The 16,618-nt window shown below is 54.3% G+C and carries 14 protein-coding genes and 2 tRNA genes; 10 read left to right on the forward strand and 6 right to left on the reverse strand.

The genetic code is table 11. The features are described 5' to 3' along the window. Nucleotides 1-103: 103 nt before the first annotated feature. From AC1RKC_RS07385 to gpmA, 7 genes are all read left to right on the forward strand, one after another. The gene (locus tag AC1RKC_RS07385; protein ID WP_020825699.1) at nt 104-676 is read left to right on the forward strand and encodes a cysteine hydrolase family protein; all 573 of its coding nucleotides are present in this window, start codon (nt 104-106) and stop codon (nt 674-676) included. A 153-nt stretch (nt 677-829) separates the two neighbouring features. Further along, nucleotides 830-1,651 carry a CPBP family intramembrane glutamic endopeptidase gene (locus AC1RKC_RS07390; protein WP_493091736.1) on the forward strand — a complete coding sequence of 274 codons (822 nt, stop codon included), beginning with the start codon at nt 830-832 and terminating at the stop codon, nt 1,649-1,651. 286 nt (nt 1,652-1,937) lie between these two features. Next, entirely contained in the window at nt 1,938-2,990 is a 1,053-nt protein-coding gene (gene galT / locus AC1RKC_RS07395; RefSeq protein ID WP_020825697.1) for a galactose-1-phosphate uridylyltransferase, read from the forward strand. Continuing rightward, the gene (gene galK, locus AC1RKC_RS07400) at nt 2,987-4,138 is read left to right on the forward strand and encodes a galactokinase (protein WP_493091734.1); all 1,152 of its coding nucleotides are present in this window, start codon (nt 2,987-2,989) and stop codon (nt 4,136-4,138) included. Before galT ends, galK begins: the two co-directional genes overlap by 4 nt. Further along, nucleotides 4,132-5,175, forward strand: coding sequence for a galactose-1-epimerase (galM, locus tag AC1RKC_RS07405; RefSeq protein WP_493091733.1), 1,044 nt, complete (start codon nt 4,132-4,134; stop codon nt 5,173-5,175). Before galK ends, galM begins: the two co-directional genes overlap by 7 nt. 196 nt (nt 5,176-5,371) lie before the next feature. Next, nucleotides 5,372-5,710 (forward strand): PsiF family protein, encoded by a 339-nt coding sequence (locus tag AC1RKC_RS07410; RefSeq protein ID WP_020825694.1) that lies wholly within the window; start codon nt 5,372-5,374, stop codon nt 5,708-5,710. A 213-nt stretch (nt 5,711-5,923) separates the two neighbouring features. After that, the gene (gene gpmA / locus AC1RKC_RS07415) at nt 5,924-6,676 is read left to right on the forward strand and encodes a 2,3-diphosphoglycerate-dependent phosphoglycerate mutase (RefSeq protein WP_004941818.1); all 753 of its coding nucleotides are present in this window, start codon (nt 5,924-5,926) and stop codon (nt 6,674-6,676) included. 73 nt (nt 6,677-6,749) lie between these two features. Here the strand turns inward: gpmA and AC1RKC_RS07420 are convergent, their stop codons facing one another. Both AC1RKC_RS07420 and aroG read right to left on the reverse strand, forming a co-directional pair. Further along, nucleotides 6,750-7,901, reverse strand: a complete 1,152-nt coding sequence (locus AC1RKC_RS07420; protein ID WP_337047140.1) for a YjgN family protein — start codon at nt 7,899-7,901, stop codon at nt 6,750-6,752. 274 nt (nt 7,902-8,175) lie between these two features. Further along, complete coding sequence (gene aroG / locus AC1RKC_RS07425) at nt 8,176-9,228, reverse strand: 3-deoxy-7-phosphoheptulonate synthase AroG (protein ID WP_020825692.1); 1,053 nt, start codon at nt 9,226-9,228, stop codon at nt 8,176-8,178. 206 nt (nt 9,229-9,434) lie between these two features. Between aroG and AC1RKC_RS07430 the strand changes: the two genes are divergently transcribed. Genes AC1RKC_RS07430 through zitB form a run of 3 tightly spaced genes read left to right on the forward strand, consistent with a single transcriptional unit; the run spans nt 9,435 to nt 14,214 of the window. Further along, the gene (locus AC1RKC_RS07430) at nt 9,435-10,040 is read left to right on the forward strand and encodes a response regulator (protein ID WP_020825691.1); all 606 of its coding nucleotides are present in this window, start codon (nt 9,435-9,437) and stop codon (nt 10,038-10,040) included. Beyond that, nucleotides 10,037-13,252 carry an ATP-binding protein gene (locus AC1RKC_RS07435; RefSeq protein ID WP_048761158.1) on the forward strand — a complete coding sequence of 1,072 codons (3,216 nt, stop codon included), beginning with the start codon at nt 10,037-10,039 and terminating at the stop codon, nt 13,250-13,252. Before AC1RKC_RS07430 ends, AC1RKC_RS07435 begins: the two co-directional genes overlap by 4 nt. Beyond that, nucleotides 13,252-14,214, forward strand: coding sequence for a CDF family zinc transporter ZitB (zitB, locus tag AC1RKC_RS07440; protein WP_046374259.1), 963 nt, complete (start codon nt 13,252-13,254; stop codon nt 14,212-14,214). The genes AC1RKC_RS07435 and zitB overlap by 1 nt, the downstream gene beginning before the upstream one ends. 38 nt (nt 14,215-14,252) lie before the next feature. Here zitB and pnuC read toward each other — a convergent pair whose 3' ends face one another. The 4 genes from pnuC to AC1RKC_RS07460 all read right to left on the reverse strand — a co-directional run bounded on the left by pnuC (nt 14,253) and on the right by AC1RKC_RS07460 (nt 16,617). Then, on the reverse strand, nt 14,253-14,978 hold the full coding sequence (gene pnuC / locus AC1RKC_RS07445; RefSeq protein ID WP_176983673.1) for a nicotinamide riboside transporter PnuC: 726 nt from the start codon (nt 14,976-14,978) through the stop codon (nt 14,253-14,255). 21 nt (nt 14,979-14,999) lie between these two features. Next, nucleotides 15,000-16,061, reverse strand: coding sequence for a quinolinate synthase NadA (gene nadA, locus AC1RKC_RS07450; RefSeq protein WP_041415250.1), 1,062 nt, complete (start codon nt 16,059-16,061; stop codon nt 15,000-15,002). A 349-nt stretch (nt 16,062-16,410) separates the two neighbouring features. Next, nucleotides 16,411-16,486: transfer RNA gene (locus tag AC1RKC_RS07455), tRNA-Lys, on the reverse strand. A gap of 55 nt (nt 16,487-16,541) precedes the next feature. Beyond that, nucleotides 16,542-16,617, reverse strand: a tRNA-Lys gene (locus AC1RKC_RS07460). Nucleotide 16,618 lies beyond the last annotated feature (1 nt).

A 16,618-nucleotide genomic window follows, 5' to 3' on the forward strand; every position in this document is an offset into this window, starting at 1 on the left:
GCCCCGCTACTCATCCGATGACATATCCGGCAACACTTCCTCTGCAACACATCACATTTGGCCTTTTATCATAAGGAGTAAAGGATCCGCTTCTGGAGACACCATGTCCGCCGCACTGATTATTATCGATCTTATCGACGATCTGATTGGCCCCAAAGGGCGTGCGAACCATTGCCGTGAGCAGGTGTTGGCACTAAACCTGATTGCCAACACCAACGCCGCCGCGGCTTACGCCCGGGTACGTAAAATTCCGGTGATTTGGGTGCGCGTCGGTTTTGCCGACGATTATCACGACATTCCCGCTCACTCTCCGCTGTTCAGCCACCTGAAACAGATTGGTGCACTGCGTCTGAGCAGCCCCGGCTGCCAATGGGATAAGGATTTGCAGGTGCTGCCAACGGATATTCAGTTCGAAAAGCACGGCGTTGGCGCCTTTGCCGGTAACAATTTGTTAGCCTGGCTGCAGCAGCATCGCTGCCATCATTTGCTGCTAGGCGGGGTCAGTACCCCACTGGCGATCGAAAGCACCGCAAGACAGGCGCACGACGCCGGTTTTCAGGTGACGGTCTTGCAGGACTTATGCGCCGCACCGACGCAGGAAATCCACCAGCAGAGTCTGGATATCCTGCAGAACCTGGCGGAAATCACCCGTTCGCAAGCCTGGATGAAGGGTTAACAGCACTATTTCACCCACTGCACCGACCTTTATCGTCATTTCGCTGTGCTACTATCCGGCATAGTGCCCAACTCACCGATCATTCGCACACCGATAAAGCAATGATTGCCTTCGGTAATGGGTACCGTGTGCATATTTTAAAGGGACATAGTTATGTGGGGCGTACTGGCTTCTTCGTTATTCTTTTTGCCATTTAACCGGCTTATTGCCTGGTTGATTCTGGCCGCATCGGCGGGGATGGGCATGTACCACGCGGTACTCACCCCACTCAGCCTGACTTGCTTATTAGGCATTGCCGCCCTCGCAGGGCTGCGACACCATTTTCGGACACGGCGTAATCTGGCTGTCCCACTTGAAGTGTTAGTGGTTTTAAGCTGTGTGGCGCTATTCCTGCACCTGGTGCCGGGGATCAATAACCAATTGATGATCGACGGCGATAAAGCAGGCCCGTTAAGCGCACCCTTCACCATGTATTACAACTTTGACAAGGCGATAGTGCCCTTCCTGTTATTCGCCTGTCTGCCAACGCTGTTTAAACGCGATAAACCTGAAAAAAGCGTAGGTACATCGGCATGGATGGCGCTGATTATCAGCGTTCCGGCCTTGCTGTTGCTGGCGGTGGCGCTCGGCGGCCTGAAGATTGAGCTGCATGCCCCAGCCTGGATCCTGCCGTTTATCATGGCCAACCTGTTCTTTGTCTGCATGGCTGAAGAAGCGCTGTTCCGCGGTTATCTGCAGCAACGGCTGAGCCAATGGTTAGGGGCCTGGCCGGCATTGATTATTGCCGCGCTGATTTTTGGCGCCGCGCATCTGGCCGGTGGCATGCTGATGGTCATTTTCGCCACGCTTGCCGGGTTGATTTACGGCCTGGCATGGATGTGGAGTGGCCGCTTGTGGGTGCCGATTTTATTCCATTTCGGACTTAATCTGACCCATCTGCTGCTGTTCACTTACCCGCTGTACCAGCATTCCTGATCGCCATAACCGGCAGGTGAACGCCTGCCGGTTACCAGTGTGAAAACGCTATCACTCCCAGCCCGATGCCAACTTTTTCAGCTTTCCCCCTCCTACACTGCCAGCGGTTTTCTCACTTGCATCACGCAGTGTAAACGATTCCATTTTTCGCTCTGGATCACCTTTTTCCCCTGTGGGACGTGCTATCTTTTTGCTCATAGTTATCCATTTGTATGAGTCAAGGGTAGGTTAGCGGCAGATGAAAGCGATTACACCGCGCCGCATCGCCCGAGAAAAAGGAACCACCATGACGGATTTTAACCCCGTAGATCATCCCCATCGCCGCTACAACCCGCTGACCGGCCAATGGGTATTGGTCTCGCCACACCGTGCCAAACGGCCGTGGCAAGGCCAGCAGGAGTCCACACAGCAGGAAACGTTGCCGCAGCACGATCCCGACTGTTTCCTCTGCCCAGGCAACACCCGTGTTACCGGGGATAAAAACCCGAACTATCAGGACACCTACGTATTCACCAACGACTTTGCCGCGCTGATGACGGATACCCCGCTGGCACCGGAAAGTCAGGATCCGTTGATGCGCTGCCAGAGCGCCCGTGGCACCAGCCGGGTGATTTGTTTCTCGCCCGACCACAGCAAGACACTGCCGGAACTGCCGCTGCAAGCGCTGGAACGAGTGATTGCCACCTGGCAGGAACAGACCGCCGATCTGGGACGCAGCTATCCGTGGGTGCAGGTTTTTGAAAACAAAGGCGCCGCGATGGGCTGCTCTAATCCGCATCCGCATGGACAGGTTTGGGCCAACAGCTTCTTGCCGAACGAAGTCGAGCATGAGGACCGGCTGCAACGCGAGTATTTCCAACGGCACCACTCCGCGATGTTGACGGATTACGTCCAGCGCGAACAGGCTGACGGCAGCCGTACGGTGGTGGAAACCGAACACTGGCTGGCCGTGGTGCCCTACTGGGCGGCCTGGCCGTTTGAAACGCTGCTGTTGCCGAAGAGTTCCGTGCAGCGCATTACCGATCTCAGCGCCGAACAGAGCCGTGACCTGGCCGTGGCGCTGAAAAAACTGACCAGCCGTTACGACAACCTGTTCCAGTGCTCCTTCCCCTACTCCATGGGCTGGCACGGCGCCCCGTTTAACGACGCAGATAACCGCCATTGGCAACTACACGCCCACTTCTATCCGCCGCTGCTGCGTTCTGCCACGGTGCGTAAATTTATGGTGGGTTACGAGATGCTGGCAGAAACCCAGCGCGATTTGACTGCAGAACAAGCCGCAGAACGTCTGCGTGCCGTTAGCGATGTTCATTACCGTGAAGCCGGAGCCCAACAATGAGTTTAAAGAACCTTACCCACACCCTTTTTACCGAACGTTTTGGCTACGCGCCCGCGCTGACTATCCAGGCCCCGGGCCGGGTGAACTTGATCGGCGAGCATACCGACTATAACGACGGTTTTGTGCTGCCGTGCGCCATCGATTACCAGACAGTGATCGCCTGCGCCAAACGCGACGACCGTCAGATCCGGGTGATCGCCGCCGATTACGACGCCCAGCAGGATCTGTTTTCGCTCGACGAACCGATCGTCAGCCATCCAACCCAACGCTGGTCCGATTACGTACGCGGCGTGATCAAACACCTGCAGCAACGCAACAGCGATTTTGGCGGTGCGGACCTGGTGATTTCCGGTAATGTGCCGCAAGGTGCCGGCCTCAGTTCTTCCGCCTCTTTGGAAGTCGCCGTTGGTCAGGCCATGCAGGCACTGTATGCCCTGCCGCTGGATGGCGTAGCGCTGGCCCTCAATGGTCAAGAAGCAGAGAACCAGTTTGTCGGCTGTAACTGCGGGATTATGGATCAACTGATTTCCGCGCTCGGCGAACGGGATCATGCTTTGCTGATCGACTGCCGAACGCTGGAAACCCGCGCAGTATCGGTGCCGGAAGATATCGCGGTGGTGATCATCAATTCCAATGTGAAACGCGGTCTGGTAGACAGCGAATACAACACTCGTCGCAAGCAGTGTGAGGAAGCCGCGCGCTTCTTCGGTGTCAAAGCGCTGCGCGATGTCAGCCCGGATCTGTTTTTCCCGATCCAGCATGAGCTGGACCCGATCGTCGCCAAACGAGCGCGTCATGTGATCAGCGAAAACGATCGTACACTGGCTGCTGCCGATGCGCTGGCCGCTGGTGATATGAAGCTGATGGGCGAACTGATGGCGGAGTCGCACGCCTCGATGCGTGATGATTTTGAGATTACCGTGCCGCCGATCGACCGGCTGGTGGAGATCGTCAAAGCCGTTATCGGCGACCGCGGCGGCGTGCGCATGACCGGCGGCGGTTTTGGCGGCTGTATCGTGGCGCTAATGCCACAGGCGCTGGTCGAGCCGGTCCGCGAGGCAGTAGCACGCGAATACCCGCTGCAGACCCATGGGCTGAAAGAAACCTTTTACGTCTGTAAGGCGTCAGAGGGGGCCGGCAGATGCTGAGCGACAGTCAAACGTTGGCCCCTGACGGCCAGCCCTACCAATTGACCCGGTTGAAAAACGCTGGCGGAATGACGGTAACGCTGATGGATTGGGGCGCCACCTGGCTCTCCGCAGTATTGCCGCTGAAATCGGGCAAAACGCGCGAGTTGCTGCTGGGGTGTCGTACCCCAGCGGACTACCTGAATCAAGCGGCCTACCTGGGCGCTACTGTCGGGCGCTACGCCAACCGCATCGCGCACGCCAGCCTGCAGATTGATGGCAAACCGCATCCGCTGGTCGCCAATCAGGGAGAACACCAGCTGCACGGTGGGCCAGAGGGATTTAATGCCCGCCGCTGGCGCATAATCCAGCAGGATCAGCAGCAGGTGAGCTACGCCTTGCATTCGCCAGACGGTGACCAGGGTTTTCCCGGCAATCTCGACGTTCAGGTCAACTATCGACTCACTGCCGACAATCGACTGGAAATCAGCTATCAGGCGCGGACCGACAGCGCCTGTCCGGTCAATTTAACCAACCACGCCTACTTCAACCTCGACGGTGCCGGAACCGACGCCCGCCATCAGCGGCTACAGCTGTTTGCCGACCGCTATCTGCCAGTCGACAGCGAAGGCATCCCCTGTGCCGATCTAACCCCAGTGGCAGACAGCGGCATGGACTTCCGCCAGCCAAAAACGCTGCTGCAGGATTTTTTGAGCGATCGCTGTCAACAGCGGGTAAAAGGCTACGATCATGCCTTTTTGCTGCATCGTACCTGTGGCGCATTGGACTGCCCGGCGGCCCATCTTTGGTCGGCTGATGGCCAGGTACAAATGAGCGTCTTCACCAGTGCGCCGGCGTTGCAGCTCTACAGCGGCAACTATCTGGGCGGAACGCCGGCACGTGAAGGCGGCAGCTATGCCAATTACGCCGGCGTGGCGCTGGAAAGCGAGTTTTTGCCGGACAGCCCGAACCACCAGGAATGGCCGCAGCCCGACTGTTGGCTGCAGCCGGGACAACAATACCTGAGCGCCACCCATTATCAGTTTTATCCTATCTGACCCGCTACGCCCCTTGCCACGCGGCGAGGGGCCGTTTGTTATAAATGCTTACCTTTTTACCCCGCTGCCGCGCCGAGGGCTGCCTTTCCTTATTCCAAAGCGCGCACTAGAATCAGGCTACGGTGATAAGCACAACATCTTGTGCAACGTCACAATTTTCGGCCACCCCGGCCGGCCAATAGCTGAAGGAACACCTATGCGTCTGATTACTGCACTTCCATTACTGGCGGGTTTACTGCTGAGCACCAATCTGATGGCTGCCGAGACCGCAGCAAAAACGCCATCACCGGCACAGGCCGCGCAGCAGAAACGCATGACCGATTGTAATCAACAGGCCACCAGCAAAACGCTGAAAGGCGCGGATCGCTCTACCTTTATGAGCACCTGCCTGAAATCCGAAGGCACCGCTGCGACCAAAACGCTGACTCCGCAGCAGCAGAAAATGAAAACCTGTAACGCCGACGCCAAGACCAAAAGCCTGAAGGGTGACGAGCGCAAAACCTTTATGAGCAATTGCCTGAAAAAAGCAGCCTGATTGCCCTTCCCCACGGCACGGCCGAATCTCCCTTCGCCGTGCCGCACTCCCTGTCTGCACCAGCCTGATCGATTCAGCTTTTCCTCAGAACAGCACTTACTTTGCGGCAAGAAATTGGCTATGGTTAAACACTATCGATTGCCGAGCCCCCGGCCGCGGCAATATAATGATTTTCGTTATCATTGAAATGTCAGATTATTAAGGAGTTAAGCTATGGCTGTAACTAAGCTGGTTCTGGTGCGTCACGGCGAAAGCCAGTGGAACAACGAAAACCGCTTCACCGGTTGGTATGATGTTGATTTGTCCGACAAAGGCCGCACCGAAGCGAAAGCCGCAGGCAAACTGTTGAAAGACGAAGGTTTCTCTTTTGACTTTGCTTACACCTCCGTACTGAAGCGCGCTATCCACACCCTGTGGAACATTCTGGACGAACTGGATCAGGCCTGGCTGCCGACTGAGAAATCCTGGAAACTGAACGAACGCCACTACGGCGCGCTGCAGGGTCTGAACAAGGCTGAAACCGCAGAAAAATACGGTGACGAGCAGGTTAAGCAATGGCGTCGCGGCTTCGCCGTTACTCCACCAGAGCTGACCAAAGATGACGAACGTTACCCGGGCCACGATCCGCGTTATTCAGCGCTGACCGAGAAAGAGCTGCCGCTGACCGAGAGTCTGGCGCTGACCATCGATCGCGTGATCCCTTACTGGGACGAAGAAATTCTGCCACGCATCAAAAGCGGCGAGCGCGTTATCGTTGCTGCACACGGCAACTCCCTGCGTGCGCTGGTGAAATACCTGGATAACCTGAGCGAAGACGAGATCCTCGAGCTGAACATCCCAACCGGCGTGCCGTTGGTGTATGAATTTGACGAGAACTTCAAGCCAATCAAACGTTACTACCTGGGCAATGCCGACGAGATCGCTGCTAAAGCGGCCGCCGTGGCAAACCAGGGTAAAGCGAAGTAATTTTCTCCGCGTGATCTAAAAAGCCCCCGGTTTTGGCCAGGGGCTTTTATCGTTTAGCGTAACGATTTATCTGTTATACCATTGCGACAGCTTCAACCTCTGCACTGTTCTCTGTCATCTGTTGAGTTGCCGTATCCAGCGTTGAGAGATCCCCTTCGACTGCTGTACAGTCCGCCATATATCGGGCAAATCTGACTTTCGCCACTGGAAAAGCAAAGCCTAAGGTGAGTACAGTCATAAGGCTATTACTCAGTATCAACCACATATATGGGAACATTTTCACAGAAGAGTGAAACCTGATATTCGTATTCAACGTCATTTGATTATAAAGATAATTTCGCTGAGCCACGGTATAGTAACTATTGGCAATCAGGAAGCTGAACAGTAATACAAACATATTCAAAAGTAGAATACCGCCATTATCCTGCAGCAAGGACAACACATCAAATACCCTCCCCAATAACACCGTCTGATACAGGGAAATATAAAATGTTCTGCCAAGCACGAGCGAACTAATCAAAAATAATATGATAATTGACCAACTAACAAGATAAATTTTTATAAAGGATAACTTCTTCAATTTAACGACGAACGGGCTATGACCAAAGTACATGTTTTTTACGTACAGATCATATTGCATCGCACAAAGTATACCGTTGATCAGCGCCAACGCTGGCACTATCAAAATAACAACTGTCAGTAGCATAATGGCATATCCAAAGATACTACTGATACCGGCTAACACCGCCAGTGCGGTATAAACGCCAGCACCCAGTAGGGCTGGGCACAGCATTAAAACCCAATATGTACGCAAAACACGACAAGTGTAATTAAATCGGACGCCGCGATAGCTTGACATGACGGCATTGTAACGCCAATTATGAATAATTCCCCAAGGAATCAACGCCATCAATAACAGCAATACTGCTAATCCCTGCTTTGGTGCCATTTTTAAAAGAAAGAATAAAATGACGATACCGGCAACCACCAATAATCTGCCGATGAGAATTTGCAATGGCTGTGCGTGATAATCAAATTTTTCGCCATCCAGCTCCATATGATTATAAAAATAGCGATGTTCGCGCACCGTTGCCCAGGCAGAATACACGCCTAATGTTATCGTTATTAAGAAAATATTAGTTAACCAAATAAAAAAGTATTCGCTACTTTTACCAGTGAATTTCATACGATGCAGCCCTTGCAGCTGCGACTTGTTTTCAGCCATGACCCTTTCATCCTGAAGGTAATAAATAACGTTCCATGTCCCCTCGCAAATAAAGGGAACAGCTTAACGAAATATAGAAAGCGGGCTATGTAATCATAGTTTTCAGATGACAGCAAACATTTTATTCTTAAAATCGTCATAAGTAATAAATAAAAAACATAAATATCATTTTTTAAAATGATTTAAATTTTAAAATACAAAATATTTATATATTTTTAGTTAAATAGATAAAAAAAGGGCCACCTTTTTAGGCGGCCCTATAAATATCGGTTTATCAACCGCGGCGCGCTTTCACCGCTGTTGCCAACTCGCGCAGCACGGTTTCGGTGTCTTCCCAACCGATGCAGGCGTCGGTGACGCTCTTGCCATAAACCAGCGGATCGCCGCTTTCCAGGTTTTGGTTGCCTTCCACCAGATGGCTTTCAATCATCACGCCCATAATCGCCTTTTCGCCGCCGGCAATCTGCTTGCAAACGTCAGCATTCACTTCCAGCTGCTTTTTGAATTGCTTGCTGCTGTTGGCATGGCTGAAATCGATCATCACCTGCGCCGGCAGACCCGCTTTGACCAGGCCTTCTTTGACTTCTTTCACATGTGCCGCGCTGTAGTTCGGCTCTTTGCCGCCGCGCAGAATAATGTGGCAATCACCGTTACCGCTGGTGTTCACAATGGCTGAATGGCCCCATTTGGTCACCGACAGGAAACAGTGCGGTGCGCTGGCAGCATTGATGGCGTCAATAGCAACCTTGATGGTGCCGTCGGTACCGTTCTTGAAGCCAACCGGGCAAGACAGGCCGGAAGAGAGCTCGCGGTGCACCTGAGATTCAGTGGTACGTGCGCCGATCGCGCCCCAGCTCATCAGATCTGCCAGATACTGCGGGGTGATCATGTCGAGGAATTCGCCCGCCGCCGGCAAACCGGTATCGTTAATATCCAGCAGCAGCTTACGGGCCAGACGCAGACCGTCGTTGATCTGGAAGCTGTTATCCATTTGCGGATCGTTGATCAACCCTTTCCAGCCCACGGTGGTGCGCGGCTTTTCAAAATAAACCCGCATCACCACCTCCAGCTCGCCGCTCAGTTCCTGACGCAGCGACAACAGGCGACCGGCATACTCTTTCGCCGCTTTGGTATCGTGGATTGAACAAGGACCAATCACCACCAGCAGGCGATCGTCACTGCCGCGAAGGATCTGATGAATGGCACTGCGTGCCTTTGACACCGTCTCTGCTGCACGTTCAGTAGCCGGAAACTTCTCTAACAGGGCCACCGGTGGCAGGAGTTCCTTAATTTCTTTAATGCGTAAATCGTCGTTTTGGTAATTCATAACTTTTCCATTCGGTATCGAGAGGCGGTATTTCGCAGAGCATAGATCCAACCAATTTAGCCTGTGCGGATAACGCTGTAAATCACCTTTGCCACCTGCCGAATGAACCTCTAAATTAACAGTGGATTGTGCTGTTTCATCAGGGAAGCGCAGTGGCTCCTTTTTCGTTATGCTAACGGCCAGGATACTGTTACTCGAGCCAAGCCATGCCCTCTTTGTTATTAGTTGATGACCACCCGGTGGTTCATGTCGCACTGGAAGCGGCGCTAATCAAGTCATCCCGCCGCTTTCACCTGCAGGCGGTGCAAGACGACGTTCAGGCAATGGCCCAATTGGCCACGGCCGACTTTGCGCTGGTGATCCTCGATATCGGTCTGCCACAGGTGGACGGTTTGCAATTATTGAAAAAAATCCGCCGCCACTATCCGCAGCAACCGATCCTGATCTATACCGCACAGGAAGAAGATATCTACGCCCGTATGGCCTATTCGGCCGGCGCCAACGGATTTGTGCACAAGGGCAGCCGTCTCGAAGAACTGGTGCTGGCGATTGAAACCGTACTGGATGGAAGCTTGAGCTTTCCCGCCACCGCCATGACCGAGGAGGCGCTACCCGCAGAAGGTACACTGCTGACGCCAAAAGAACTGCAGGTGCTCGGGCTGCTCAGCAAAGGCTTGTCCAATCTGCAAATCGCCGAGATGCTGAACATCAGCAACAAAACCGTCAGTACCCACAAGAAAAATATTCTGCGTAAGACCGGCGCCAGTAATCTGTTGGAGCTGGTGGCGGTGTTTAAAGAGCTGGCGCCATGATGCGTGCGCTTTTGCTACTGGTAACGATGTTGCTGTGCGTCGGCAGCCTGGCGCACGCGGCGCAGCCGGTACGTTATCAATTGGTCAGCAACCTGAATATCCCGCCCGACCTGCTGATCGCCAGCGAGAAAAATCCCTGGCGCGACGCGACGCTGCGCATCGGTATCATCAGTGAAAATACCAGCCCTTATAACATTATTGTGGATGACGACCTGTACGGTCTGAATGCCGACTACCTGGGCTATGTTCAGCAGGTCACCGGCATCCACTTTCAGATCTACGGCTTCTCCGATCTGGCGAAACTTGAGCAAGCGCTGCATGACGGGACTGTCGATCTGGTGTACGGCATTCCACAAAACGAAGCGCTACACGGCCTGAAAATTTCTCAGCCTTATTACGTCAGTAACCTGCGCGTACTGCGGGATCGCAGCAACGATCGCAAAGTGATGCTCAACTCCGCCAATGCCCGGGTGGCGATCAGCACCCTGACCGATATGCAGGCCGGCAATGCGCTAAAGACGGTGTCGTCCCACGTACAACGCTATGACAACAACCTTCAGGCGGTGTATGCCCTGCTCAATGGCAGCAGCGACTACTTTATTGCCGATGAAGCCAGCGCCAGCTTTATTATCGACCAGCTGCAGCTCGGCCAGCTTTATCAGATCGAAAGTACCCTCAACCTCGGCAACCTGTCGTTCGTATTTGCCGCCGCCAACCCGGCGCTGATCGAGACCCTCAACGTGGCCATCGCCGACACCCCGATGGAGTTGATGAATGCCATCCAAAGCCGCTGGAGTAAAAAGATCCCCAGCTATCTCGATACCGGCAACGCCGATCTGACGCAGATGGAGAAAAGCTGGGTGAAGACTCACCCCACCGTCTATTACGCCGCCATCGAGAATAACTTCCCCTTCGCTTACCGCGGTTCCGGTGGGCAAGCGCGCGGTTATGCCATCGACATTTTGAATATCATTGCGCAAAACACCGGGTTGCGCTTTGTTCCGCTGTGGGCGCGCAATGCCGAACAGGCCGATCAATTGGTGCAATCCGGCCAGGCCAGCTTTCGCACCGCGTTGCCATTGGCGCGTGGGGTTAAAGCGCGCTACAGCGCAAGTATGCCCATCCACCGTTCGCTGTGGGGGGTGTATGTTGGCCAACACGACAACGGGATTTCCACCTGGAGCGATCTGGCCGGTAAACGCATCGGCGTACTGCAAGGCGATCTGGCACAAGGCCTGGTGCCTGCCAACGAAGAACAGATCCGTTTTGCCGACAGTAAGGCCATGTATGACGCTCTGGCTAATGGCCAGTTGGATGCGCTGGTGGATAATGTGATTTCGGCAAACTTTGTCGCTTTGTCTCGTTACTCCGGGGCGATAAAGTTGGCGTTCGCCGCCAATAATATTGCCTACCCGGTAGCGTTCGGCGTGCGGCAGGATCAGCCATTACTGTTGGCTATCCTCGATAAAAACCTGATGCAGATCCCGTCGGAAACGCTGCAATCACTGCGCGATGAGTGGATTGTCGATCGTAGCAACCTGATTGACGCCGTGAATGAAAACCGTATGCAGCCGCAAACCACCTGGCTGCTGGCGCTGCTGGCTGCGGCGATCCTGTTGCTGTTGGGGCTGACCCTGCGCCGGTTTATCCTGCAGAGACGGGATAAGCGCGAACGGGAAGTGCTTGAACAGGCTCGTCGGCATGCGGAAGCCGAAAACCGAATGAAGAGTAAATTCCTGGCTACCGTCAGCCATGAATTGCGCACTCCGATGCACGCCATTCTTGGTTTGTTGGAACTGGAGCTGAAACGTCAGCCAACGCCCGAGGGGCTGCCGGTGATCTACAGCTCGGCATCATCGTTGCTCAACCTGCTCAATGACTTGCAAGATCATGCCCGGCTGGCCACCGGCTCGTTAACCTTAGCGCCCAAGGCCGTAGCCCTGCACCCTTGGGTGGCCCACATTAGCGCCCTGTACCGACCGCTGATTGGCGAACGCCCGGTGACGCTAAACGTGAGTGCGGCCGACAACCTGCCCGCAGCCGTTCTTATTGATGGTGAGCGTTTACTTCAGGTCGCTAACAATCTGATAAATAATGCGATTAAGTTCACCCCGCGCGGCAGTATTCAGGTCAGCATCGGCTGGCGTGAGCAGTCTGCACAGCAGGGAGAACTGTCGCTGACGGTGACCGACAGCGGGTGTGGCATCGCCGCCGATGAGATTGGCAAACTGTTCCAGCCGTTTTACCGCGCGCGTGGTGCACAGCGTGTATCCGTACAGGGAACAGGATTAGGGCTGTCTATTTGCAAGGAAATTATCGAACAAATGGGCGGACGGATTGAGTTGCACTCGCGTCTCGGCGTCGGCACTGAGGTTTCCCTGTCGGTACCGGTCACCGAGGTTGCTCTTGACTCGGCGACACAGCAAACCGATAAGCCGCTCAACCTGCCGCCGCCGAGTTTGCGCGTGGCGCTGATTGACGATCACCCCACCAATCTCCTGCTGATGGAACGACAGTTGCGCCACTTCGGTCTGCAGCCGACGCTGTTCGAGCAGGGTTATCCGCTGCTGAAAGCCCATCGTCGGCAGCCGTTTGATCTGCTGTTCATTGATTACAATATGCCGCGCCCGGATGGCCTGACGTTAGCAAGACTGATACGCCGCGACGAGCAACGCCATCATCTCCCGGCTTGCCAAATTATCCTCTGCTCGGCGGACGTGCAGGAATTTACCCGTATCCCGCCGGAGCTGGTGGCTATAGATCGCTTTTTAACCAAGCCCATCTCGCTGGACGCACTCGCTCAAGCGTTGCCACAGCAACCCCAGGCGCTGGAGCAGCAGTTAGTCCTTACTGACCTTCAGCAGTCCCTGGCCGATATGGCCGGTAATGACCGACCGATGATCCAACGTTTGGCGACAACGCTGCTGACAACCCTGCAGCAAGACCGACAGCGGCTCGCGCTAGCAGCACAAAGCGAGGACTGGCTACAGCTTGGGCAAGCCGCGCATCGCATTAAGGGTAGCCTGTTGATGTTGCAACTGCCGGCAGCGGCCAGCCTGTGCCAACAATTGGTGGAAAGCGGTCGTGAAGGAACATTGCTTCAGGACGCCTATACTGAACTAAGTACGTTAGTGGAACAGATACTGATAGAACTGGATGATCTGGTCAGCGCTAACGAGTCGTATATTGCTATGCATCATAAGGATGAATAATGTCGGATAGCCCGCACGTACACCTACCGAAAGACAGTAATAGTAAACGCCTACTGACCGCTTTTTTAGTCACTGCGGTATTCATGATCGCCGAAGTGATCGGTGGGTTAATTTCAGGGTCCCTGGCGCTGCTGGCCGATGCCGGCCATATGCTCACCGATGCGGCGGCGCTGCTGGTGGCATTGATGGCGGTGCACTTCTCGCAGCGTAAGCCCAATGCACGCCATACCTTCGGTTATCTGCGCTTGACGACGCTGGCAGCTTTCCTCAACGCCGCCGCGCTGTTGGTGATCGTGGTATTCATACTGTGGGAGGCGATACGGCGTTTCTTCGAACCGCAGCCGGTGATGGGTACCCCAATGCTGATTATCGCCATAGCGGGGTTGCTGGCTAACCTGTTCGCCTTCTGGCTGTTGCACCGCGGCAGCGAAGAGAAGAACATCAACGTGCGGGCCGCGGCATTGCACGTATTGGGGGATTTACTGGGGTCGGTGGGTGCCATTGCCGCGGCGATTGTGATCCTGACCACCGGCTGGACGCCGATCGACCCGATATTGTCGGTACTGGTATCCTGCCTGGTGATACGCAGTGCCTGGCGGCTGCTGAAGGAGAGCTTCCACGAGCTGCTGGAAGGTACGCCACAGGAAGTCGATATCGCCAAACTGCAAAAAGACCTGTGCCTGAATATTCCGGAAGTACGCAATATCCACCACGTCCACGTCTGGCAGATTGGTGAACAGAAGCTGATGACGCTGCATGCGCAGGTGATACCGCCGAATGACCATGATGGCTTGCTGCGCCGCATTCAGGGTTATCTGTTGGAACACTACCGGATTGGCCACGTGACCATTCAAATGGAATACCAGCATTGTGATACGCCCGACTGCGGAATTAATCGAGCTCCCGAGCCGAGTGACCACTCACATTCCGGCTCGCATTCCCATCTGGGGCATCATCATTAAAACAAACGGGGCGCCTTATACGGCGCCCCAGCGATATTTTAAGGTGCGGAAGACAAAGGCCGCGATTGGTTGTTGCCGGCGCTTTTGATCCACAGCCAGGAACCGTTCAGCGCAATCAGCGTCAGGATCACGTATTCCAGCGCCATGGCGTAAACGCCCTGATAGGCAAAAATCGCCACGCTAATCACGTCAATCACCACCCACAGCAACCAGTTTTCCACGTACTTGCGCGTCATCAGAATCATCGCGACGATCGACAGCACCATCATCGCCGAATCCCAGAACGGGAAGGCGTCCGGTTGCAGCTCAGGCATTTGCACGCTGAGGCCCAGCCCCTGCATTACCGTCACCGCAACCTGCGTCAACCAGGCGAAAACGCGGTCGATATTAAAGGTCATCAGTGCAATACCGATCACGCATACCGTCGCCCAGCCCAATGCCTTCGGCAGCGGTAACCAACGAATCTTCAGCTCGGCCTGATTATCCTGCGTCTGGCGACTCCAGGCGTACCAGCCGTAGATATTGGCAACAAAAAAGAACAGCTGCAGCAGCAGGCTGGCGTAAAGCTGGATTTGGAAGAAAATCACCGCAAACAGCGTGACGTTAATCAGGCCGAACAGGTAATTGATGATTTTCTCTTTGCTGGCATACCAGATACACAACAAACCAAACAGAGTGCCGATCGCCTCAATCCATGACAGATCATAACCCCCCGCGCCCAGCGGGATATGCACCAAGATATTGCTGGTACTGAAAAAGCTCATTTTATTATCCTTATTAAACGGTTAAGCGTTCCCTTTTACCTGCATTTTTAATTGGGCAGCAAAATCCAACATCCGGTTCAGCGGGATTAACGCCTTTTGACGTAACGCCGCATCCACGTGGATCTCATGCAGTGCACCGCCCTGCTCCAGCCCGTCGGCAATCGCCTTCAGGCCGTTCATCGCCATCCATGGGCAGTGCGCACAGCTGCGACAGGTGGCGCCTTCACCAGCGGTCGGTGCTTCAAAAAGCTCCTTGTCCGGGCAGGCCTGTTGCATTTTATAAAAAATACCGCGATCGGTGGCGACAATCAGTTGCGGATTAGGCAAAGTTTTCGCCGCCTGTATCAATTGGCTGGTTGAGCCTACCGCATCGGCCAGATCAACCACCGCCTGTGGCGACTCAGGGTGCACCAGTATCGCCGCGTCAGGGTATAAGGCCTTCATGCGCATCAGGGCCTGGGTTTTAAACTCGTCATGGACGATACAGGCCCCCTGCCAGCACAATACGTCGGCCCCTGTCTGCTTTTGCACATAGTTGCCCAGGTGACGGTCCGGGGCCCAGATGATTTTCTCGCCCAGGCTGTCGAGGTGCTCAATCAGTTCAACGGCGATACTGGAGGTAACTACCCAGTCCGCACGGGCTTTTACCGCCGCCGAGGTATTAGCGTAGACCACCACGGTGCGATCGGGGTGGCTGTCGCAAAATGCATGGAATTCTTCTTCCGGACAGCCAAGATCCAGCGAGCACTCTGCGTGCAGCGTCGGCATCAGCACCTGTTTTTCCGGGCTGAGGATTTTGGCGGTTTCGCCCATAAAGCGCACGCCGGCGACCAATAAGGTCGAAGCCGGGTGATTGCTGCCAAAGCGCGCCATTTCCAACGAGTCCGCCACACAGCCGCCGGTTTCCTCCGCCAGCGCCTGGATCTCAGGATCGGTATAGTAATGGGCCACCATCACCGCATTGCGCTGCTTGAGCAGGGTTTTAATCTTCTCACGATAAAACGCCTTCTGCGCGACGTCTAACGGCACGGGTTTGGGCGGGAACGGGTACACCGCCGCATTAACATCAAACATTTCACTCATCGCTGCAATCTCTGTGCTAGGCTGGGTGTCTGCTGCCCGGGTATTACCCATCGCAACCCCCTTCGTTTTATATACTAAACAAAATACCTAAAATTGAGCGAAAAGTCCGCTGATATTTTCAATATCACGCCGATGAAGTTTAATGGATTGAATTTTTGATCAAAGAGAGAGATCTGCAGGGGGAAAGTGCTTTCGTGATAGAGAGAATGGAGTGCGCATGCCAACAAAAATGGCGGAAGGTGGAAGTACCGGAGATTTTCACGAATCTGAACGCAGCTTCTCACCGACACGATTCGTGCTATATGCCAATTCAGAGTTTTTAATAAGGGGGGGGGTATTTCTTTAAGAATGGTGGGTCGTGCAGGATTCGAACCTGCGACCAATTGATTAAAAGTCAACTGCTCTACCAACTGAGCTAACGACCCACTGATGTGGTTTACTGCTGAACCGCGTAAGCAGGAGAGGAACTCGCTGCAAGAATGGTGGGTCGTGCAGGATTCGAACCTGCGACCAATTGATTAAAAGTCAACTGCTCTACCAACTGAGCTAACGACCCA

It is taken from the genome of Serratia sp. GW822-FHT06E05 (assembly GCF_058799445.1).

Bases quoted from the DNA above. Each gene is read 5' to 3' on its own strand.
- AC1RKC_RS07385 (WP_020825699.1), top strand. From the start codon at position 104: ATGTCCGCCGCACTGATTATTATCGATCTTATCGACGATCTGATTGGC.
- AC1RKC_RS07390 (WP_493091736.1), top strand. From the start codon at position 830: ATGTGGGGCGTACTGGCTTCTTCGTTATTCTTTTTGCCATTTAACCGG.
- galT (WP_020825697.1), top strand. From the start codon at position 1,938: ATGACGGATTTTAACCCCGTAGATCATCCCCATCGCCGCTACAACCCG.
- galK (WP_493091734.1), top strand. From the start codon at position 2,987: ATGAGTTTAAAGAACCTTACCCACACCCTTTTTACCGAACGTTTTGGC.
- galM (WP_493091733.1), top strand. From the start codon at position 4,132: ATGCTGAGCGACAGTCAAACGTTGGCCCCTGACGGCCAGCCCTACCAA.
- AC1RKC_RS07410 (WP_020825694.1), top strand. From the start codon at position 5,372: ATGCGTCTGATTACTGCACTTCCATTACTGGCGGGTTTACTGCTGAGC.
- gpmA (WP_004941818.1), top strand. From the start codon at position 5,924: ATGGCTGTAACTAAGCTGGTTCTGGTGCGTCACGGCGAAAGCCAGTGG.
- AC1RKC_RS07420 (WP_337047140.1), bottom strand. From the start codon at position 7,901: ATGGCTGAAAACAAGTCGCAGCTGCAAGGGCTGCATCGTATGAAATTC.
- aroG (WP_020825692.1), bottom strand. From the start codon at position 9,228: ATGAATTACCAAAACGACGATTTACGCATTAAAGAAATTAAGGAACTC.
- AC1RKC_RS07430 (WP_020825691.1), top strand. From the start codon at position 9,435: ATGCCCTCTTTGTTATTAGTTGATGACCACCCGGTGGTTCATGTCGCA.
- AC1RKC_RS07435 (WP_048761158.1), top strand. From the start codon at position 10,037: ATGATGCGTGCGCTTTTGCTACTGGTAACGATGTTGCTGTGCGTCGGC.
- zitB (WP_046374259.1), top strand. From the start codon at position 13,252: ATGTCGGATAGCCCGCACGTACACCTACCGAAAGACAGTAATAGTAAA.
- pnuC (WP_176983673.1), bottom strand. From the start codon at position 14,978: ATGAGCTTTTTCAGTACCAGCAATATCTTGGTGCATATCCCGCTGGGC.
- nadA (WP_041415250.1), bottom strand. From the start codon at position 16,061: ATGAGTGAAATGTTTGATGTTAATGCGGCGGTGTACCCGTTCCCGCCC.